Here is a 20,634-nt window from a genome sequence, read left to right on the forward strand (position 1 = left end):
AATTTAATCTTTAAGAGTTAGTGAACCAGATCGTAGATCCCATAAACAGCTACTACTAAAATAACTATTGCAAAAATCAATTCACCCTTAGTAAAAATTTTCTTACCATGTTGGTGACGAGCCCACATATACAGTGGGATACCAACAGCGTAGAAAATAAATGAAATCAAAGTATATTTAATATTGGCAGAATATGCCATAAAAATAATGTACAGGAATGCTAGGATCCCAATTGCCATTCCCGCTCCACGATGATGTTTTGTATTCGTAGGGAAGTCACCGTTTTCCTTACGACTAATCTTAATCAAATACATTGAAGATAACAAGTAAGGCGGAACAGTCATAACTCCCACAATTGTTAGCAACATTTGATATGCACTTTCATCAAAGTGAGCAATTAAAATAATAATTTCAATCAAAACAGTCGCAATGATAATTGAAAATACTGGTTCACCCTTCTTCGAAACCTTAGCAAAAGCTCGTGGGAAAGAACCATCTTCTGCTGCTGCATGTTGTGGCAATTCAGCCAACATTTGAATCCAAGAAATCCAACTTGAGAAAACAGCAACTAGCAATGCGATTGCGATCACATCACGACCAATATTATTATGCCAAATGTTAGTCAAGATGTAAGCAGTTGAAGGAGAGGTCATCTTTGCTAATTGACCATATGAATAAGCACCTAATGATAGCATCCCAACAAGTGCATACATCACTAAACAAATAACGAAACCAATAACGGTCGCAGGAGCAACCTGCTTAACATTCTTGGCCTTACCAGACATAACGACGGCCCCTTCAATTCCTCCAAAGAGCCACAGGGTTACCATCATTGTGTTCATTAACTGATGCATCACACTACCCATTGGTTTATCACTAACGGATGGGACACTGTGAGTAGCGTTCATATTAGTGGTAAATGTATGGATATTAAAGTGAAATAGCACAGAAACAAGGAAAACGATAACAACTGCTAGCATAATTGCAGTAGCAATCTTTTGAACACCACTTGATACTTCAACCCCACGGAGAACTAGAGCGGTTATTGCCCAGGTAATAATTGAAGCACCAATAACTGATGGCCAATTATTACCACCTGTAAAGGTTCCCGGGAAGAAGTAGTCTAAGGTACTCATAACCAAGACAGCATATGCAGCATTAGCAGCACACTCACAAACAAAGTATGCCCATGCACTAAAGAATCCGGTAAAAGAGCCGAAACCAACTTGAGCATATTTATAAAGACCGGCAGTTAAATCTGGTTTAACATCACTTAAAATAACAAACATTTCAGCAATGAACCAAATACCAATACCAGTAATAATCCAGGAAAGAAACTGAGCAGTAACCCCAGCTTCCATTGACATATTCTTTGGTAAGTCAAAAACTCCTGAACCGACCATTGCACTAACACAAAGTGCAATCAAACCAACAAGCCCCATCTTTTCAGCTTGTTTATTCCCATCGGCCATTTTGTACACATCCCTCACATCGTATTTGTAAGGAATAGGAATATGCACAATGTTCAAATTCAATATATCACTTGTATATTGATTGTTCAATAAAATATTAACCGCTATCATAAGTTAATAATAGTCTTAACAACCACGATCCTGCTCAAACATAATTATTCATTTTTCAAAAAGTATGCTACACTTGTTACTGTTATTTCATGGCGGTATTGGTGAAGTTTGGTTAACACACCGGTTTGTGGGTCCGGCACGCGTGGGTTCGAATCCCACATACCGCCCTTTAATAGAAAATGATATTCAGAATTTTCTGAACACCATTTTTTGAATTATAAAGTTTTCGGCAACAGAGTAGAAATGTGCTCGCCCTAACCTTCCTCGAGCTAACATATCCTACTGCAACATAGTCAAGATTTGCTCGCCGTGACCGCAACTTCCGCCTAGCTATCCCGTCCTTGATTGCAAGACAATCATCGTCCGGGATTTTCTAGTGCTCAGTTGCTAGTTCGTCACGGCTCGCACTCTACACTCTAGCCTATCAGCACCTCCGTTACCAAAATTCCACCACCGAAGATGAGGACAAAGGCAACGACTGGCCAAACAAAGCGAACCCAATGGGAGTACTTCATATCAAGCATTTGCAAGGTAGCCATAACTAGTCCGGTTGGTGCAAGGAAAAGCATTGCGTATTGACCAAACTGGTAGGCGGTAACAACGATGTACCGTGGAATATGAACGGTATCGGCCAACGGTGCCATGATTGGCATGGCAAGAACTGCCAAACCAGAGGAAGATGGCACAATAAAACCAAGGACGAAGAAGATCAACATCATCATGATGATGAAGACAGATCCTGACATATGGCGAACTAATTCTGAAGATTGGTAAAGGATCGTATCAGAAATATAACCATCATTCAAAATGTTGTTAATTCCCCGTGCTAACCCAATGATCAATGATACCCCAACTAAGCTGGCGGCACCGTTAGAAAATGCTTCGGTTGTTTGGTATTCACCAAGACCATCCTTATGACCAAAGCAGGTTAAGAACATGATAATTACCGCAATTAACAGGAATGATGATGCCATTTCTGGGAAGGCCCAGCCCTTAGCCATCACACCCCAAATCATAATAATAAATGAAGCGGCAAAGAGAATTAAAATAATTCGTTTCTTAATTGTAAATGTAAGATCCTTTTCTTCTGAAGAATCCATTGACCACATTTCATCAAACTTCTCCTTATCCTCATAAGTGTATGAGAATGATGAATCTTTTTGAACCTTCCGGGCATACCAATGGAGGTAGAAGAGCAGGCAAATAACAGCCACGGTAAAACCAACAATTCGCCCGGTCATCCCCTGGGTAAATTGAGTTCCGGCAGCATTAGAAGCAATAACAACCTGGAACGGGTTAATAATCGAGAAAGTTGTCCCGATTGACGATGCCAGGAAGATCGCCCCAACAACGACGATTGAGTCATAACCCATCGCAATAAATACCGGTGCTAAAATCGGGTAGAAAGCCACCGCTTCTTCTTCAATTCCACAAAGCGTTCCCCCAAATGCCAACAGGACGGCAACCATAAAGACAAGGATAAATTCCTTACCCTTTGACTTTTTCGTCAATGCTTCAAGTCCTGATTCAAAAGCACCACTCGCCTTAACAACCCCAATCAGGCCACCAAGGACAAAGATGAAGATCATAATATCAACAGCCTGCATTGTCCCGTTAACCATGCTGGTAAAAATTGAATACAAACTCATTGGGTGTTGCTTAAGCCGCTTATAGGTTCCCGGAACTGAAACCGGCTTACTAATTGCCCCAGATTTAAACTGATCGACATCAATTTTTACGTTGAGCTTCTTCAGTGTTGCCTGCGTTGCCGGATAAACCGTCTTTTTCCCACTAGGCGCTACAACCTGAAGATGATCATTGCTATACGAAAGTTTAGAATAACTCCCCGCTGGTACAAACCATGTTAAAAATACTGAAATGACCGTCAGAAAGAACAGAATTGTGAAGGCGCCAGGCATCTTCAGTTTCCATTTTTTCTTTGGCTGATTAGCAGTTGCATCCATAACCCTAAACTCCTCACTATAATAAAATAATTGCATTTACCATTACTACTCCCGTCCGTTATTCGGATAGTTGTATAATAGTAGTTAATATGATTAATAGTTATTAACTGATTAACCAATTACAATCAAAATTTTAGTAAGCGTTTTCCGCGATCATCAAGAATAATCACAATTAATCATGGATAAAATTAAGGAATTCACATGTTAAAGAACCTCAACTTTTTACGTTACCGGAAACATCAACGAATTATTATCGCTGCCGTTTGTGTTGCTCTCGCTTCTCAAATTGGTACCAGTGCTTTTACCACGGGGAATACAATTGCTCTTTCTGCTTTTCTGTTACCAGTTTTTCTCTACTTCAACCAGGACTTAAACCCGCTCCAATTAGGTCTGGCAATTGCTATTGCATCCCCAGTCTTTCGAGGGTTCATCTTGCTGGTCAGTAACGGCGTAACGGCATCAAATGCCCTCACCTATACGATCGCGGACATCATCTTTTTTACCTGCTACGTGCTCCTTTACTATTTAATTTATTGGCTCCGTAGTTTTCAAAATAATGTTGCCTTTTACTTTACGATTATTATCTGTGACTATTTTGCCAACATGACCGAGATTGCCTTTCTAAATCACTTTAGTTCATTCTCCTTTAACACCCTTCAAGGACTATTTATTCTTGCCTTTGCTCGGTCGACACTAGCATTCCTAATTGCTTTTCCAATTCGTTATTTTCAATTTTTAACGGTGAACAGTGAAAGCCATGAACGACAATATTATCACTTTATCTGGGTCGCATCAGCGGTCAAGAGTGAGGTTTACTTCATGAAAAAAACGATCAATGAGATTGAGCAGGTAACCAAGAACGCCTATCAACTTAACCAACGCCTAAAAGAGAAGGGGCTTCCTGAGGAGCAGGCAATGGCATATAAAATTGCTCAAAACGTTCATGAAATCAAGCATTCCTACCAAAATCTTATTAAAGGACTAGGAGATTATTTTGATGATCAAAGCAACGCGCCGATGACAATGACCGATATTTTGAAAATCGTTGTCGACTATTCCCAAATGATTATCCGTGAGAAACAGGCTCATATTAACCTCGTTGTTCAAAACCACGTTGATATCACCATTCCGCGTCATTTTTACCTTGTCACCATCCTGTCAAATCTCATCATTAACGGGATTGATGCAATTGGCACTAAACGAAATGGGGAATTATTAATTAAGGTTACTGCGGATAGTCAGCACGTCTACTTTTCAGTTACCGACAACGGGAGCGGGATCGCGAAAAATCTCTTACCGCTGATCTTCAAATCAGGGTTTTCAACTAAATTTGACCAATTTGGTGATATTTACCGGGGAATCGGTCTTTCAAACGTCAAGACAATTGCTGAGGAACAGTTTGCGGGAAAGATCACTGTTGATTCAGCTCCAGGTATTGGAACAACCTTTTTCGTAACATTGGATAAGCAAAAGCTAATTAGTTAGGGTGAGTAAAGATGAAATTTTATATTGTCGATGATGACCAATCAATTCTCTATGTCCTGCAAAATATCATTGAACAAAACTTTAACGATGAAGTTGTCGGGATGACCAGTTCTTCACCTGACGCATTGCAAGAATTAATGGTTAAAGATGTCGATATTGTCCTCGTTGACCTTTTAATGCCTGAATTATCAGGAGTTGACCTCGTACGAAAAGTCAAAGACGTGAAACCAAATATCCGCTTTGTTATGATCTCCAAAGTGCAAAATAGTGAGATGCGGGCAGAAGCTTATAAGGCCGGAATCGAATTTTTTATTAATAAGCCCATTAACTTGATTGAGGTTAAAACTGTTCTTAAAAACGTTAGGCAAAGCCTCCAAATGGCGACGCAACTCTCCGATATTTCGAAAATGGTTAATAACTTTACTCCCCAGTCGCAACCAAAATCAACTGAAGCTCACCACCAGGCTACCGCTACCCTCAACTATCTCGGTATGACTTCAGAAAAAGGGACGGGCGATATTCTCAAGATTACCTCCTTGATGAAGGCACAAAACGAGAATTACCGAAACATTAATTTAGAACAATTAATGGGCATCTCAGAACACGAACGCCGAATAATTGACCAGCGGATTCGGCGGGCGATTAAGGTTGGTTTAGCAAACATCGCTAACCGATTGATTGACAACCCCTATGACGAGCAGCTATCTGATATTTCTAACCTGCTCTTTGGCTATGAAAGCGTCCATAGCGAAATGCTATATCAGCAAGGCAAGCGCTCTTCTGGTGGGAGAATTTCTATTCAAAAGTTTTTAGACGGTCTCGTTAGTAAAGAGTAAAAGTAAAAAAATAAGAGGGGGTTGTGACATAAGTCCTATTATTTAGATAAAACACGAACAGCGCAGTACACAAATGAGCTCCAGTGTTCGGTAAGATCCGAACTCTGGAGCTCTATTTGTGCTTGCGGGGGCGTGAAGACGAAGTCATAAATGACTTCTATCACGCTCCCCCCTATTTATATTTAGCGATCTCCGAATCTATAGCGTCTAGTCGCGGGAATCAGGCTTCTTTCTAATCCCATTGATGAAGGTAACTTGATAATCGTTTGAGTCCTTCTTTTAAGGTATCTTCAGGAGCACAGTATCCTAAACGAACGTGCTTGGGTGTATCAAAGGCATCTCCCGGAACGAGTAAGACCCCTTCATCCTTTAGCAGATTTTCACAGAAGGTATGAATATCAATTGGTACATCTAACTTGGGGAATGAAGTTGACACCGCTTGGGGCATTACTACTGAAGCCCGATCTTCATTTTCAATCCATTCTTGATAAATCTTCAAGTTACCGAGAACCAGCTTTCGATTACGTGCCAACACCTGGTCGCGGTGACGAAGAACATAGGTGGCAAGCAAATCATTAAAGACACCACCACAAATCATTGTATAATCACGGAACTTTCGGAAAAGATCTGCGAGTTCACTATTGGTTGCAGTCCAGCCAATCCGGATTCCTGGTACTGAGTAGGTCTTAGAAAGTGAATTAGTGGCAATTCCTTTATCGTAAAGATCGATAATTGATGTAAACTTTGTTGGATCGTCTAACGGCAAATAAACTTCATCTACCAAGACATACGCACCAACCGACTTAGCAATTTCGACAACCTGCTCTAAGAATTGCTTATCCAAAATTGTCCCAGTCGGGTTATTAGCATTGTTTAAGCAAATCATCTTCGTATCAGGGCGAATTAGTTTTTTCAACTCGTTAATGTCTGGATACCAGTTAGCTTCTTCATGAATATGCCAAAAGTCAACCTTGGCCCCAAGCGACTTAGGAATATCGTATAGCTGCTGATACGACGGGTATTCTGCAATAACATGATCGCCAGGTTGAATCAAACTATATAGGGCTAAGATATTGGCCCCGGTTGCCCCGTTAGTCTGTAACACATTTTCCGGTTCTACATGTTGGTACAGCTTAGCGACTTCCTGCTTGAATTCAGGCGAGCCCTCAATCCAACCATAGTTCATCTTTTGTTGATCCAACATTGAATAAAACTCTTGACCATTATTACCGTCAAGGTTTAACACCTCATGCATTGTTAACGAAGCAATCGTGCTTTGGGAAATATCATATTTAGCACTCTTTTCCCATTTATTCAGCCACGCCTCAACACCAAATGGAGCAATCTCTACCATAAGTAATAACCTCCTAATTATTAATCGAAATGGTACCGTTACCGATTAAGACTAGTGAAACTACCGCAAAGATAACAATTACGGCCATGACAACCTTTTCCTTAGTAGTAACAACATGCTTAAACTCTTTACATGCCTGTAAGTAGAAAATAAAGCCAGGGATAAAGCCGACAGAAACTACCATCACTTGCTTCCAACCAGACAAAATCATCGCCATTAATTCAAACAGGGTTGCGATTAACCCAATAATAAACTGACCCCATTCATTATTTTGACCGCTGTATTCCATTTGGTAAACCCCTACCAAGAAATAACAAATCAGAATTGCAGCCGTACATAAGGTATATGCAAAATTATACGCATAATTAGTGAATAACAAAGAGAACAAGAAAATTGATTGTAGCACCCCGGTGATGATTAATGCTCGAGTTGGCGCCTTCTTACTGTTTAACTTTCCCCAGGAGGTTGGCAGAGTTTGGTCATCTGCCATTAACATCAATGATTCAGCTGGCAACATCGTCCATGAAAGCCAAGAAACTAGCACTGAAATGATTAACCCAATACTAATTAATGCGGCGCCCCAACCGCCAACTAGGTGTTGCATAATTGCTCCAAGAGCTGGTTGACCACCAGCAGCTAACTGTGCCCGAGTCATTACTCCATAAGGCAAGATTGAAACGACAATGTAGATTGTCAGTAAACTAGCAAGACCAAGAATTGAAGCCCGTTCTGCATCAGTCCGTGTTCGTGCCCGGCTTGAAAGTACTGATGCCCCTTCAACACCAACGAACAGCCACATCATAACAATAATTGATGACCGAACCTGGGTAAATAGTGACGTTTGCTTTAATCCGTGAACGTTTTGAATAACGTTACCCCAAAAATCCGTCGTAAACATTTTTGCTTTGAATGCAATGATTACACAAATAACGAAGACAATCAGCGGAATGATTTTGCATATTGTTCCAATTGAATTTATAAAAGCTGCTGATTCAATCCCCCGGTTAACTAAAAGCGTCAAAATCCAAGTTAAAATAATTGCTACAATAATGGATACTAGATTTTGACCATTTGCAAACACCTTAGGAAAAAATGTCCCGAACGCACTCATTGTAATCGTGGCAAACGCAATGTTACCAAGCCAAGCTGATAACCAATACGCCCATCCAGAAATGAACTCGCCAAGCGACCCAAATGCAGCCCCTGCATAACTGAAGATTCCCGAATCCAGATCTGGTCGTTTTTGCGAAAGGTTATTTAGCGATAATACTAGGGTTAAAACCCCAATTCCGACAATAATCCAGGCTAGAATCGCCGGCCCAGGTGCAGCCGCTGTTGCTAAGTCACTTGTTATTCCAAAAACTCCTGAGCCAATCGTTGAACCGATAATCAACAACGTTAGCTCGGTTGTATTAATTCCTTTTTTCTCATCCATTAGCATTAACTCCAATCCATCCTCAAGTAACACTCAATGTTTATTATTCAAAATAATAAATATTTATTAATTAACGGTAATTATAACAGGGTTAGTTGCTTCTTTCAAATAGAATTGATAAATTGGCTAAATTTGAATCCTAAATCAAAAAAACTGAGAGATTAACAGATCATTAGTCTCCCAGTATTTAATGATATTCGCGTTAAGATTACAAGCTACCTAATGTTAGGCAGCATTGCTAGAGCTAGCAATTCTAGGCAACTGAGCCGAGAACTGCTCGCCAGGGACTTGCTAGAGCTAACGTATCCTACTGCAACTTAGTCGAAACGCGTTCAGCCTAAGCTCCCTCAAGATAACGACCTCTCTCCTAGGCGCAGGTCGCCCTCGTCGAGAGAAATCGTTATCATCCGGGAGCTCTTTACGGCTTCACGCTCTGCTAGCTCACACTCTACTTTAAACGTGCTTCGCCCGAGTTTCCTAGAGCTAGCGACCTCCTTCCTAGGCGCAAGTCGCCTTCGTCAGGAGAAATCGCTAGCTTTCCGGAAACTCTTTGGAGCGAAGGCACTCTATTTATCATACTCCTCAATCTTGAAATCGTGGTCGGTGAGGGTGGCGGTGGTGAGGCTACCATTCTTTGGACGGACGGTGACATCGTATTTACCGCCACCAAATTTTTCGACAAGGCTTAAGAGGGTATTTCCATGGCTTACCCACAGAACGTTGGCATCTTCCGGAAGGTCGGCATGCCGGATCAATTCAAGTCCCTTATTCATTCGCTCCCAGTATTCCTGGTTATTTTCCGCATCATGGAATGGGTCGGCATCCTTCAGCCAGTCCTTCGCTTGACCAATGGAACTAGCAAGGACGATTTCCTTAAATGTATTGTAGCCATGTGGAGCACCAGCATTATACCAAGCCAAGTCCATATTCGTTCCCTCATAAGAACCATAAAATTCCTCACGGAAATATGGGGCAACGACCGGTGAATGTACAGAATCTGCTTGATTTAAGTCGAGGATCTCTTGAATAGTTTCCATTGCCCGCGTTGTGTCACTACAAAAAGCCGCGTCAAAGTGAATCTCTTTCAGTCGCTCGCCAGCTTTTTTTGCGTCCTGTTTTCCCTTTTCAGTCAACGGCGAATTACTCCATCCCTGAAGTTTATTGTAGATGTTGTAATATGTTTGACCATGTCGTACTAAGTAGATATTTAATTTTGTCATGACCCATCCTCCGTTCTTCTGTAATCTCCTTAATTATAGCGCTACCATTAGCGATTTAGAAGCGGAACCAATTCTTTGAAATTGCTTATCCGCGTTTTCACAGCTTCTTCATACTTTCCCATTATTCTTAAAGCCAAGATGAAGGAAGGGATTATTAATGACATTAAAAGAAACTACTTCTCAACCTAATATTGTCGCGGCTAAAATTATTGCCATGAGTGCCAGAAAAGTTACCGTAGTGACGGAAGAAGGCCACTTATTGGTAATTCCATTGACCAAGGAATACCGGCAGGACAAAACGATGCTTGAATCTTTAAAAGATATTCTTCGTGCTGGAATTTGGATTCCTGTCAACAAGAAGTTACGCAAGTTATTCAGTCATGACTGGTTAGTAGAACCTGAACCGGCTCCGGTTAAGGTAAATAAATAATTAAATTTTGACAACAATCTTTCTTAGATAAATGTTTCTCAATTAATCTGTGATAGAATGGCTATTGATTTGCTAGTTTTGCTAGCACTAAATAACTATTAAATCTCGATTGCGAGGAACATTCCTAATGAAAAAACTAAGCAAATTCGTGGACACTAGGATCGGGTTCTTCACCCTTCTAGTAGTCCTTTTTTGGTTAAAGACATTATTTGCTTACTTTACTGACTTTAAATTAGGAGCAGAAGGCATTTTTCAATACCTGATTCTGCTAATTAATCCGTTACCAATTACCGCATTAATTTACAGTATTGCCTTTTACTTTAAGCGGTCCCGCTTCTTTTACCCAGTTTTAATGGGATTAGATATTGCTAACACGCTTTTACTGTACCTAAACGTCATCTATTATCGTGAATTTACTGATTTTATGACAATTGCAACCATGACTGGTTACTCAAAGGTTAATCAGGGACTAAGTGGCAGTTCACTAGCCCTCACTAACATTCACGATCTTTTTTATTGGCTTGATATTGTCGTTATTATTATTCTAATGCTGTTGCACAAGATCCATTTTGATCCTCGTGCTATCAGCACTAAATTAGCCTTTGCGTTTACTTCAATGGCATTGACTCTTTTTGGCGTTAACCTTTCATTTGCCGAAATGAGCCGGCCACAATTACTTACCCGGACGTTCGACCGAACTTATATTGTTAAGTATCTCGGAATTGATGCATTTACCGGGTATGATGTTTTGAAATCACAACATATTAACAAAATGCGTCAAAGCGCTACAAAGTCAGAGCTACTAAAAGTTAAGAAGTTTACTGACAAGCACTATGCATCCCCAAATCCCAAAATGTATGGGATCGCTAAGGGACGTAACGTTATTGTTATCCACCTTGAAAGTTTCCAACAATTCTTAATTGATAAAAAAGTTAACGGGCAAGAAGTGACCCCATTCCTAAACTCTTTGTATCATGGCAATGATACTTACGCAGTCGATAACTTCTTCCATCAAGTTGGTCAAGGAAAGACCAGTGATGCTGAAAATATGCTTGAAACCAGTACATTTGGGCTTCCCCAAGGGTCACTTTTTGCCACTCTTGGTAGCGATAATACTTTCCAGGGAGCGCCAGCAATTTTAAATCAACGGGCTGGTTATACTAGCGCAGTCTTTCATGGTAACGTAGCCAGTTTCTGGAACCGGAACAACGTTTACAAGAACTTAGGGTACCAATACTTCTTCGATGCAAGCTACTATGATACTTCTGGTGATAAGGCAACGGGATATGGTCTGAAAGATAAGCTGCTTTTTAAGAACTCCATTAACTACTTACAAAACTTACAGCAGCCGTTCTATACTAAGTTCATCACTGTTACTAACCACTTCCCATACAGCTTGGACGATGAGGATAAGGATCCTAACTTCCAAACTACCAATACCGGGAATACTACCGTTGATAACTACTTCGTGACAGCCCATTACCTCGATCAATCACTCGCTGAATTCTTTGCTTACCTGCAAAAGACAGGGTTAGATAAAAATTCGGTGATCATGATTTATGGTGACCATTATGGAATTTCAAATTCTGAAAACAAGGCTTTAGCATCTGCCCTTGATCGTAATCCAGATGAGTGGACGGACTTTGATAATACTCAACTTCAGCGAGTACCATTAATGTTTGTTATCCCTGGTTCTGGCGGTCACGGTGGAATTTATCACCAATATGGCGGTGAAGTTGATGTCTTACCAACCCTGCTTCACCTCCTTGGGATTAGCACCAAGCGGTATATCCAGTTTGGTACCGACCTCTTCTCCAGTCAGCACAGTCAAGTTGTTGCTTTCCGTAATCACGATTTTGTGACCCCTCATTTCTCCAGCATTAGCGGAACAATTTATGATAATAAGACCGGTAAAATTGCTAAGTTAACTGCAAAACAAAAGAAACAGCTAAAGAAGGATCGCAAACTTGTTAATACCGAATTATCGCTTTCCGATTCCTTAAACGAAAAGAACCTTCTTCGTTTCTACCATCCAAAAGGCTTCAAGAAGGTTAACCCTGCGGACTACAATTATTCCAATGGTTTGAAGCGGGAGAAGCAGATCGAAAAGAAATTAGGAGATAAGTCAACCAGCATCTTCTCAAAGAACGGCGATCGTTCAACCGTTGACGATTACTCAACCGACGCTCCTGAGCAAAACCACTCCTCAACTGATTCTAACCGAATTAAAATTACTAACCCGGATGGGAATAATAAATAGAGTGTGAGCCAGCAGAGCGTGAAGCCGTAAAGAGCTCCCGGATGATAACGATTTCTCTCGACGAGGGCGACTTGCGCCTAGGAGAGAGGTCGTTATCTTGAGGGAGCTTAGGCTGAACGCGTTTCGACTAAGTTGCAGTAGGACACGTTAGCTCTAGCAAGTCCCTGGCGAACACGTTTTGACAATGATACAGTAAAAGCTTAACTACATAACAAAGCAAAAAACACCGGACTACAATTAAAATTGCAGTCCGGTGTTTTGAAATTTTGTGGCAGAGTAGAAACGTACTCGACTTGCTAGAGCTAATGCTCTAGGCAACATAGTCGAGATCGGCTCGCCCTCTAATTAATTCCAAATTCTCTGCCAAAGGTTTCCGCGGTTAATCGTCTCGGTACTCCGTAATGGAATAGCGAGAGGTTTATTATCAACTGTTCTGATGTCAGAACCAGTAACTGCGATAGTCCCGAGCTGTTCACCCTTTTTAACCGGAGCGTCCAACCTTGCTTTATGGTTAGTCAAATGCTTGTAATAACGAGGCTGAATAGTATACTGGGCTGTCTTTTGCATCTGCCATACCGTAAACGAATGTGGTCCAACGGTTAGCATCCGTTTGGTACCATTGGAAACCCGCTTTTGCGATTGCTTTTTATTCAACGTTAACACTTGTTGGTGGGCGTTCTGAATAAAGTACTGATACAGCTTTTGCGTTTGCGTAAATCGATCATCCTTGTCCTTACCGTTAGCATGAAGAACAACGGTGATCAGCCGATGCCCCTGGTAAATCCCTGTACTAGCGAAACAAGCCCCAGTAGCATCAGAAGTACCAGTCTTCAAGCCATCAATTTGCACACCGTCAACGGTATATTTACCACCGGGAAGCATTTTATTAAGGTTTTCAACTTCCTTTGTCTTCCCCTTGGCAATCATAAATTGAGCTTTAGGCTGACTTGTAACTTTTAGAACGCTTGGGTAGTGTTTAACCAAGTACCGTGACAGCAAGGCAACATCACGTGCAGTTATGGAGTTTTCAGCGTTATTACTGATTCCTGTTTGTTTTAATCCTTTCAGATCACCATTCTTTAACCCAACCGGATTAACAATCGTAGCATCAGTAATTCCTATTTACCGAGCCTTCTTTTGCATTTTTTCGTTAAACTGTTTTATGGTGCTTCCGTCAGCAGTTGCTAATGCTAAAGCCGCTCCATCAGCGGACTTAATCAGAGTTGCGTTGAAAAGCTCACGAACCGTGTATGATTGTCCAGCTTGCAACCCAATTGCAGAATAGTTTGAATCATTAGAAACCTCAGCAATCTTTTTACTGATCTTTACTTTGGTATTCCATGAAAGTTGGTGATGATTAATCTCATCTTCAATCACACTTACCGTTAACAACTTACTAACTGAAGCAATCGGCAGCTTTTCCTCACTATTTTGTTGATAAATAATCTGCCCCGTATCAGCGTCGATCATAATTGCAGAGCGACTGTCAATCAGCTGGGCAGCGGATGCTGTTTGTGGTCTAGCAACCACGAAACAAATCATCAGTAATAATGTCGAAAGAAAAGCGATAACCTTTTTCATTTTTATTCTCCAATCAGTTGCTTTTAACCAACTATTTCAACTTTTGTTCCTACTGGTAAATTCTCTTCCATCCATTTAGCATCTGCCACTGACAACCGAATACAACCATGTGAGCCTGTGGATTTTCCTAACTTAGCAGCTTCCTTTTTATTATATGACCCGTCTGCATTTGTTGGAACACTGTGGAACAAATATTCTCCATGGTTTAACCAGGAAGTATAGTAGTTAGCGCCTTCTTTTAATCGCGCGTTATAAAAACTATTTCCCCGTTCCTGTTGAACATAAAAAGTACCCGTTGGTGTCATACTTTTCATTTTACCTGTTTTAGGATCTTTTTTATAAATCCCACCAGTTGAATACATTGTGTAGATCACGTGATTACCATCATACAAATAGGTGCGGTTAGTCTTTAAATTGACCTTGATCCATAAGTGCTTAACCTTGCTCAAATTAGGATATGCCTTGGTTTCAGAAGACTTTTGCCAATCAATTGGTGTCCGCATCTGACTGCTAGAATTAGAAGATGCTGCTGACTTTTGTGCAATCGTTTTTGTAACGGTAGTAGCTGCCGTGCTCCCCTGATCGTTTGCACTAGTCTTTAAGCTTGAATGAACACCAAAAATGGCAATAATTAGGCAGAATAACGCATAAATAACGTATCTACTTTTTTTCATTGATTTTACCTTACCCCTTTTAATTCAACTACCAATAAAATCATTTCTATTATATTATAGACTATTAGATAATCAATCGTATTTTAAATGAATAATCAAGAGGTAACAAAATGCGTCAAAATTTGAAGCTCAGCTATCTTACCGCAATTTTCTTTTTTATCGTTGCGGTGATTTGTGCTAACTTAATTTAATTGGAGATCAGCCCTATGCAAAATATTAGTAGTCTTTTTAGCAATCTTTGGACATACATCGTCACCCATAAATGGTCAAAGGACATCCTACGAGAAAACATCCTCTTTATTTCTCTCGTGATCATCTATGATCTTTGCCATTTTCAATTAGCAATTATCACATGGGGGATCTTCTTTAAATTTTGGATTATTCTAAACATCTGTTACCTTTTTAAATTACTTCTTGACCTATTTTAGCGCCTCTAAAATTGCGGGACAGGGAAAAACAAAATTTTTCCCTGTCTTTATTTTTCAATATTTTCTAAACTTACAGAGTCTAATCGCGGGAATTAACCAATCTTCATTGATGAACTGTGAGTTGCTAACCGTTTAGTCGGGTAAAGTTTCTTGGCAAGAGCCGTAATTGCAGTCGGCGCTTCACCAAAAGCAGTTGCAATTAGTGCGGTCTTCCCAGGATAGGTAATCCCATCCCCAATCGCATAAACATTTTCAATATTTGTTTGCATCGTTGAATCAACCTTAATCAGGTTTCGCTCAGCGGCTAAATTAAGCGACCATTGATCAAGTGCCGCATTGTTTGACGTAAACCCATAGTTAACTACAAGCCGATCAACGTTCAGACTTGCCATTTCATCGCTCCGCATCTTCTTTAATTTCAACGTAACGGATTGATCGTCTTCCACTCGAAGTTCCTTCGGCAAAAATGGTGTAACCAAATCCACGCTTGACTTCTTTAAGAGTGCAACAGAATGTTCCATTCCCCGAAACTGATCTCGACGGTGAACTAGTGAAACCTGTTTAGCTACGGGTTCAAGCATTAATGCAATGTCAATGGCTGAATTACCGCCACCCAGAACCGCTACTCGTTTGTCAGTAAAGTCATCGCGATGAGTAACAAAGTAGTGAAGCTGGTGTCCCTCAATTTCATCCGCCCCATCAAGAGCTAACTTTCGGGGCTTAAATGCACCATTTCCTAATGCGATCACAATCGCGCGGGAATGCGAGATGCGACCCGCACTCTTAACCGTAAACGTTCCGTCTGCTTCCTTTACAACATCCTCAACGGTCTCATCCGTAAACTGGTCGACCGGAGCTACAGCAAGTTGCTTTTGGAGCTGACTTATTAATTCGTGCCCCGTAACTCCTGGAAGTCCTGCAACGTCCCAGATTTGTTTTTCCGGATAAAGGGCATTAACTTGGCCACCAAGTTGAGGTAGGCTTTCGATCAATTGGGCATTTAATTCATGGAGTCCACAATAAAAGGCCACAAACATTCCTGCGGGGCCGCCACCAATAATTGTAATGTCATACATTTTTGCCATTCGTAATGGCTCCTCTCTGTTCTTTTTTCTTATTGTAATTGATTTTCACTGAAATTAAAATTGCGGGGCCGCTATCATTTAGCTATTATTAACATAAATAACTAACTGGAGGAAAATATCATGGCCACCAAAAAAATGATCTTGGATCTAGATACGGGGGTCGATGATGCGTTAGCTCTTGCATATGCAATTGCTGACCCAAACATTGACCTAATCGGGGTTGTCGCCTCTTATGGTAATAACTTGCTAGAGCAAACCGCTAAAAACTCATTACAGCTTCTTGAATTACTCGGCCAAGATGTCCCCGTTTTTAAGGGACTTAGCCATTCAAGCACTACTAACCATTTTACAGTCATGCAGGTTAGTAAGGAGATCCATGGAAGCAACGGGATTGGTAATATTTCACTTCCCGAACCATCCCACCAAGTTCAACCTAAAGATGGTGTCGACTTTATTATTGAAGCAGCCCATCAATATAATAAAGACCTCATTATCGTTCCTACCGGTCCATTGACGAATCTTGCTGCTGCACTACATCGCGATCCACAGATCAGTCAATTAATCGGTAATGTTACTCTTATGGGCGGGGCACTGACAGTCGAAGGGAACGTTAGCGATGTTGCTGAGGCAAATATCAATCAAGATGCTGAAGCAGCTAATGAGGTCTTTACTAGTCCATTACCAATTACAATGGTCGGTCTTGACGTTACTTTACGGACCCTTCTCACAAAAAAAGAAACTCAACAGTGGCGCAATTTGGGAACACCAGCTGGGACTGCCTATGCTGACCTCACTGACTTCTACATTGACGCCTATTACCGGTTAGAAATTGATAAGCACGGCTGCGCAATTCACGATCCACTGGCAGTTGGCGTAGCAATTGACCCATCATTTGTAACCATCCTTGCCCTGCCAATGAAGGTTATTACTAACAAGCACAACTATGCCCGAACAATCGGCGATAAAGCACGGCTGAATGCTCGCCACCCAAATGTCAAGGTGGCAATTAACGTTAACCAAGAACGATTTGTCCCTGTCTTTATGAACCACCTGATTAATCTTTTAGCTAATCACTAAATTAACTGTCGAAGGACCCGTTTTTGTTGTATAATGATAACAACAAAAGAAATTTATATGTCTGGGGTGCCACTTGGCTGAGATTAGACCCATTGAACCTGTCTAGATAATGCTAGCGAAGGAAGTGCGTTTTCAATCAACCATTTAAGGGACCATGACATTTTTGTCACGGTTCTTTTTCTTTCCCCAAGAAAGGAATTATTATGTTTCATCAATTTCACTTAAAGGATATTATTCTCTTAGCAATCATCGGAATCGTTTTTGGAGTGATCTACTTAGCAACCGGTCTGCTTTATAACGGCTTAACAATTGCCCTGACTCCCTTTGGCTATGGGCCAATGGCTAACGATATTACATTAGGCATTTGGTGCATGGCTGGTCCGTTAGCTGGTTTTATGCTCCGACTTCCCGGTGCCTCATTTCTCGGTGAATTTCTCAGTGCCGTTGTGGAGATGCTCCTTGGTGATCAATGGGGCGTAACCACTCTGCTCTCGGGACTGGTTCAAGGGGTCGGGACTGAGCTTGGTTTTACCTTAACGCTTTATAAAATATACAATTGGGTGACCTTGTTTCTCTCCGCAACCACTACCACGATCCTGACATTTGCTTGGGACTGGTTCCGGAATGGTTACAGCCATTTCCCATTTTCAATGTTAATTGTGATGTTAATTGTTCGCTGGTTATCAATGTTTTTCTTCACTGGTGTTCTCGTTAAGCTCATTATTAACCTGTTAAACAGAAGTCACGTCCTTCCGAGGTAAAATAAATGGAATCAATCGCTATTCAACACCTGACATTCTCATATGATGGTGGCCAGCCAATTCTTAACGATGTCTCCCTTGAGTTACCACTTCATACTTCAATCATCTTTAGCGGACCCATTGGTAGCGGAAAAACAACCCTGTTAAAAGTGATTGCTGGCTTACTTCCAAAATATGGTGGCAATTGTTCAGGAAAAGTCGTCATTCCCCATGGACAACAAATTGGAATGCTCTTTCAAGATCCGGCAATGCAATTCACAATGGATACGCCACAACATGAATTAGAATTCACCCTAGAAAATCTTCAAGTTCCCCACGAAGAGATCGATAAGCAGGTAAAAAGTGCGTTAACTTTTGTCGGCTTAGAAAAGCTCGCCCAACAGAAACTAACTACCCTTTCTGGCGGTCAACTACAGCGAGTCGCATTAGCAATTACAATTGCAATGAAGGCAGAGATTATTCTACTAGACGAACCTTTTTCAAGTATTGATGAAGCTAACCGGCAGTTTCTCCTTCAGAAGCTAACCCAACTGCAAAATGAAAGGGGTACAACGATCATTATCAGCGATCATGATCTCCACAATTACCAAAAATTCAGCCAGCTTGTTGTCCAGTTTCACAATTCTGAAGCCACACTGCTTTCACCTCATGATAGCTCGACACTGTTAAACAATGCTGATCACCAACATAGTACCAATCTCATCACCAAGATACCGCCACTAACTGCTAATGTCGTCATGAAATTAAAAGACTATGCCGTAAGTCGTAATCAAACTCCCCTTATTAACCCGACCAGCTTTAATATCATTCAGAATAAAGTTACCTTATTAACTGGGCCTAGCGGTGCGGGAAAGTCAACTCTCCTTAAGTCAATCGCTAAACTAGCTCCTTATCAGGGAGAAATAACGTATAAGGGGCAAAATATCAAAAAAATATTCCCCGGGAAATATTATTCTAAGGTCGGTCTAATTTTCCAAGAAACCAATCAGCAATTCTTAAACGTTACTGTCGGTGAAGAACTAATGTTAAGCATCAAGAACGGTCGTAATCCGTTTTTAACTCAAAAAACGACAAAAGAGCTTTTATCAATGGTCGGTTTACCTGACATTAGTCAAAGAATTATTTATTCACTAAGCGGTGGTCAACGAAAACTCATCCAAAACCTTGTCATGCTGATAATGGGACAGGAAATTCTACTAATGGATGAGCCCTTTGCTGGCCTTGACCATAATTCATTACAAAGGTTACTGCTTCTTATTGAACAAAGTAAGCACCACTTTCCACAAACCATCCTAATTGTGAGTCACCAATTAGATCACTTAGCTGGCATAGTTGATTATCACCTTAGCCTCACTAATCGGCAGCTTTCATACCAAGGAGGAACACAAAATGAATCCCAGCGTTAAACTTCTCCTTCTTCTCCTCATTTCACTTGAGATTAGCTTTACAAATCAGCTTTACGTGAACCTAATCCTGATCGTCTGCCTTCTGATCGTTCTTCTCTTTCACCACCTAACATGGCGTTACTTTATGTGGCTCATGCTAATTCCCTTAATTCCTGGGCTTGCAGTTCTGATCACTATTGGTGGATATGGTCCAGGGCATAGTTGGCTTACTGGATGGAGTATGGTAAGCCGCTTTTACGTTTATGTTTTTGCTGGCGGAGTAATGACTTTTACAACCTCAACTCTTGCCCTAGCGCGATCATTAGAACAGAACTGCCATCTTCCCAGTAAATTCGCTTATGGTACTTTAGCAGCATTAAACATTTTGCCACGAATTAAGCGAACCGTTATTTCAATTAGGGTTGCTGGAAAAATGCGTGGAATTAACCTTCACTGGTGGTCACCAACCCTTTACTTCAAAGCAATTCTTTCAGCTATTAGGTGGTCAGATCAACTAGCCCAGGCAATGGAGACTCACGGATTTCGTGAAGGACAGCCACGGACTCACACTGTTCAAATCCCTATTTCTTGGTCTGATTGGGCAATATTAATAATTAGCATCACCGTTCTCCAATTCCTGCTAATTGCACTCCCGTAATAGATCAGGCATAATGAAGAAAAATGATTGGAGATTTTCACTATGAATAACGATATTAGTTTATCAAAACGAATCATTGGGGCTCTTTCGTACCTCAGTATTCTTTTCCTTCCGGTAATTTTCCCACTAATTGTCTGGATTGTTGCCGGAAGCGATAATCCCTGGGTTAAGCACCAAGCTAAGTTAGCCTTTTGGACGCAAATTTTCCCATTACTATACATTATCTTCTGCTTCCTTTTCATTAGCGTAGCAGCTTGGCATTCAATAGTTACCAACCTGGGTGCATTCAGCGGGATCCTATTAACTTTTGCCCTGTTAATTGCATTAATCCTTTATATTTACAATATTGCAATGGCAGTGAAAGTTCTTCTTGGTCGTGAATAATTTAGCAGTCTTTTAGAAGGAGTTGAGTAAGTAA

At 40.9% G+C, this 20,634-nt stretch carries 17 protein-coding genes, 1 tRNA gene, 1 pseudogene and 1 riboswitch; of the genes and pseudogenes, 11 read left to right on the plus strand and 8 right to left on the minus strand.

Annotated elements, in window-relative coordinates; translation table 11 throughout:
• Positions 1-17: 17 nt before the first annotated feature.
• Positions 18-1,472, minus strand: a complete 1,455-nt coding sequence (gene hdcC / locus HUK45_RS03255; protein ID WP_191911068.1) for a histidine-histamine antiporter — start codon at positions 1,470-1,472, stop codon at positions 18-20.
• 203 nt (positions 1,473-1,675) lie between these two features.
• Between hdcC and HUK45_RS03260 the strand changes: the two genes are divergently transcribed.
• Positions 1,676-1,750, plus strand: a tRNA-His gene (locus tag HUK45_RS03260).
• Between the two features lie 249 nt (positions 1,751-1,999).
• On the opposite strand, the gene HUK45_RS03265 is transcribed toward HUK45_RS03260, so the two are convergent.
• The gene (locus HUK45_RS03265; protein WP_191911108.1) at positions 2,000-3,547 is read right to left on the minus strand and encodes a YfcC family protein; all 1,548 of its coding nucleotides are present in this window, start codon (positions 3,545-3,547) and stop codon (positions 2,000-2,002) included.
• Positions 3,548-3,748: 201 nt separating this feature from the next.
• Here HUK45_RS03265 and HUK45_RS03270 point away from each other — a divergent pair, with 201 nt between their 5' ends.
• Positions 3,749-5,032 (plus strand): ATP-binding protein, encoded by a 1,284-nt coding sequence (locus tag HUK45_RS03270; protein ID WP_191911069.1) that lies wholly within the window; start codon positions 3,749-3,751, stop codon positions 5,030-5,032.
• Between the two features lie 11 nt (positions 5,033-5,043).
• The gene (locus HUK45_RS03275) at positions 5,044-5,868 is read left to right on the plus strand and encodes a response regulator (RefSeq protein ID WP_191911070.1); all 825 of its coding nucleotides are present in this window, start codon (positions 5,044-5,046) and stop codon (positions 5,866-5,868) included.
• A gap of 232 nt (positions 5,869-6,100) precedes the next feature.
• On the opposite strand, the gene HUK45_RS03280 is transcribed toward HUK45_RS03275, so the two are convergent.
• The 3 genes from HUK45_RS03280 to HUK45_RS03290 form a co-directional block, all read right to left on the minus strand.
• Positions 6,101-7,222: an aminotransferase gene (locus HUK45_RS03280; protein ID WP_191911071.1), complete on the minus strand. Its 1,122-nt coding sequence runs from the start codon at positions 7,220-7,222 to the stop codon at positions 6,101-6,103.
• A gap of 13 nt (positions 7,223-7,235) precedes the next feature.
• Positions 7,236-8,657 (minus strand): basic amino acid/polyamine antiporter, encoded by a 1,422-nt coding sequence (locus tag HUK45_RS03285; protein ID WP_191911072.1) that lies wholly within the window; start codon positions 8,655-8,657, stop codon positions 7,236-7,238.
• Between the two features lie 566 nt (positions 8,658-9,223).
• The gene (locus HUK45_RS03290) at positions 9,224-9,877 is read right to left on the minus strand and encodes a histidine phosphatase family protein (RefSeq protein ID WP_191911073.1); all 654 of its coding nucleotides are present in this window, start codon (positions 9,875-9,877) and stop codon (positions 9,224-9,226) included.
• A 157-nt stretch (positions 9,878-10,034) separates the two neighbouring features.
• Here HUK45_RS03290 and HUK45_RS03295 point away from each other — a divergent pair, with 157 nt between their 5' ends.
• Together HUK45_RS03295 and HUK45_RS03300 are read left to right on the plus strand one after the other, a co-directional pair.
• A complete protein-coding gene (locus tag HUK45_RS03295; protein WP_191911074.1) occupies positions 10,035-10,307 on the plus strand; it encodes a hypothetical protein in 273 nt (90 codons plus the stop codon).
• Positions 10,308-10,434: 127 nt separating this feature from the next.
• On the plus strand, positions 10,435-12,567 hold the full coding sequence (locus tag HUK45_RS03300; protein WP_191911075.1) for an LTA synthase family protein: 2,133 nt from the start codon (positions 10,435-10,437) through the stop codon (positions 12,565-12,567).
• 345 nt (positions 12,568-12,912) lie between these two features.
• Here the strand turns inward: HUK45_RS03300 and HUK45_RS03305 are convergent.
• Positions 12,913-14,148 (minus strand): annotated as a pseudogene (locus HUK45_RS03305) (D-alanyl-D-alanine carboxypeptidase family protein).
• 23 nt (positions 14,149-14,171) lie between these two features.
• A complete protein-coding gene (locus HUK45_RS03310) occupies positions 14,172-14,822 on the minus strand; it encodes a L,D-transpeptidase (protein ID WP_191911076.1) in 651 nt (216 codons plus the stop codon).
• A gap of 206 nt (positions 14,823-15,028) precedes the next feature.
• Here HUK45_RS03310 and HUK45_RS03315 point away from each other — a divergent pair, with 206 nt between their 5' ends.
• Positions 15,029-15,250 carry a hypothetical protein gene (locus HUK45_RS03315; RefSeq protein ID WP_191911077.1) on the plus strand — a complete coding sequence of 74 codons (222 nt, stop codon included), beginning with the start codon at positions 15,029-15,031 and terminating at the stop codon, positions 15,248-15,250.
• A 92-nt stretch (positions 15,251-15,342) separates the two neighbouring features.
• Here the strand turns inward: HUK45_RS03315 and HUK45_RS03320 are convergent, their stop codons facing one another.
• Positions 15,343-16,335 carry an NAD(P)/FAD-dependent oxidoreductase gene (locus tag HUK45_RS03320; protein ID WP_191911078.1) on the minus strand — a complete coding sequence of 331 codons (993 nt, stop codon included), beginning with the start codon at positions 16,333-16,335 and terminating at the stop codon, positions 15,343-15,345.
• A 120-nt stretch (positions 16,336-16,455) separates the two neighbouring features.
• On the opposite strand from HUK45_RS03320, the gene HUK45_RS03325 reads away from it, so the two are divergent.
• The 5 genes from HUK45_RS03325 to HUK45_RS03345 all read left to right on the plus strand — a co-directional run bounded on the left by HUK45_RS03325 (position 16,456) and on the right by HUK45_RS03345 (position 20,600).
• Positions 16,456-17,412 carry a nucleoside hydrolase gene (locus tag HUK45_RS03325; protein ID WP_191911079.1) on the plus strand — a complete coding sequence of 319 codons (957 nt, stop codon included), beginning with the start codon at positions 16,456-16,458 and terminating at the stop codon, positions 17,410-17,412.
• 52 nt (positions 17,413-17,464) lie between these two features.
• Positions 17,465-17,554: riboswitch (TPP riboswitch) on the plus strand.
• A 61-nt stretch (positions 17,555-17,615) separates the two neighbouring features.
• Positions 17,616-18,173 (plus strand): ECF transporter S component, encoded by a 558-nt coding sequence (locus HUK45_RS03330; RefSeq protein WP_191911080.1) that lies wholly within the window; start codon positions 17,616-17,618, stop codon positions 18,171-18,173.
• 5 nt (positions 18,174-18,178) lie between these two features.
• A complete protein-coding gene (locus tag HUK45_RS03335; protein ID WP_191911081.1) occupies positions 18,179-19,579 on the plus strand; it encodes an ABC transporter ATP-binding protein in 1,401 nt (466 codons plus the stop codon).
• Entirely contained in the window at positions 19,563-20,216 is a 654-nt protein-coding gene (locus HUK45_RS03340; protein ID WP_191911082.1) for an energy-coupling factor transporter transmembrane component T family protein, read from the plus strand. The genes HUK45_RS03335 and HUK45_RS03340 overlap by 17 nt, the downstream gene beginning before the upstream one ends.
• A 42-nt stretch (positions 20,217-20,258) precedes the next feature.
• A complete protein-coding gene (locus HUK45_RS03345; RefSeq protein ID WP_191911083.1) occupies positions 20,259-20,600 on the plus strand; it encodes a DUF4870 domain-containing protein in 342 nt (113 codons plus the stop codon).
• Positions 20,601-20,634 lie beyond the last annotated feature (34 nt).

It is taken from the genome of Limosilactobacillus urinaemulieris (assembly GCF_014838745.1).
Classification (GTDB): domain Bacteria; phylum Bacillota; class Bacilli; order Lactobacillales; family Lactobacillaceae; genus Limosilactobacillus; species Limosilactobacillus urinaemulieris.

Bases quoted from the DNA above. Each gene is read 5' to 3' on its own strand.
- HUK45_RS03310 (WP_191911076.1), bottom strand. From the start codon at position 14,822: ATGAAAAAAAGTAGATACGTTATTTATGCGTTATTCTGCCTAATTATT.
- HUK45_RS03290 (WP_191911073.1), bottom strand. From the start codon at position 9,877: ATGACAAAATTAAATATCTACTTAGTACGACATGGTCAAACATATTAC.
- HUK45_RS03300 (WP_191911075.1), top strand. From the start codon at position 10,435: ATGAAAAAACTAAGCAAATTCGTGGACACTAGGATCGGGTTCTTCACC.
- HUK45_RS03315 (WP_191911077.1), top strand. From the start codon at position 15,029: ATGCAAAATATTAGTAGTCTTTTTAGCAATCTTTGGACATACATCGTC.
- HUK45_RS03325 (WP_191911079.1), top strand. From the start codon at position 16,456: ATGGCCACCAAAAAAATGATCTTGGATCTAGATACGGGGGTCGATGAT.
- HUK45_RS03295 (WP_191911074.1), top strand. From the start codon at position 10,035: ATGACATTAAAAGAAACTACTTCTCAACCTAATATTGTCGCGGCTAAA.
- HUK45_RS03320 (WP_191911078.1), bottom strand. From the start codon at position 16,335: ATGGCAAAAATGTATGACATTACAATTATTGGTGGCGGCCCCGCAGGA.
- HUK45_RS03285 (WP_191911072.1), bottom strand. From the start codon at position 8,657: ATGGATGAGAAAAAAGGAATTAATACAACCGAGCTAACGTTGTTGATT.
- HUK45_RS03330 (WP_191911080.1), top strand. From the start codon at position 17,616: ATGTTTCATCAATTTCACTTAAAGGATATTATTCTCTTAGCAATCATC.
- HUK45_RS03345 (WP_191911083.1), top strand. From the start codon at position 20,259: ATGAATAACGATATTAGTTTATCAAAACGAATCATTGGGGCTCTTTCG.
- HUK45_RS03275 (WP_191911070.1), top strand. From the start codon at position 5,044: ATGAAATTTTATATTGTCGATGATGACCAATCAATTCTCTATGTCCTG.
- hdcC (WP_191911068.1), bottom strand. From the start codon at position 1,472: ATGGCCGATGGGAATAAACAAGCTGAAAAGATGGGGCTTGTTGGTTTG.
- HUK45_RS03340 (WP_191911082.1), top strand. From the start codon at position 19,563: ATGAATCCCAGCGTTAAACTTCTCCTTCTTCTCCTCATTTCACTTGAG.
- HUK45_RS03280 (WP_191911071.1), bottom strand. From the start codon at position 7,222: ATGGTAGAGATTGCTCCATTTGGTGTTGAGGCGTGGCTGAATAAATGG.
- HUK45_RS03270 (WP_191911069.1), top strand. From the start codon at position 3,749: ATGTTAAAGAACCTCAACTTTTTACGTTACCGGAAACATCAACGAATT.
- HUK45_RS03335 (WP_191911081.1), top strand. From the start codon at position 18,179: ATGGAATCAATCGCTATTCAACACCTGACATTCTCATATGATGGTGGC.
- HUK45_RS03265 (WP_191911108.1), bottom strand. From the start codon at position 3,547: ATGGATGCAACTGCTAATCAGCCAAAGAAAAAATGGAAACTGAAGATG.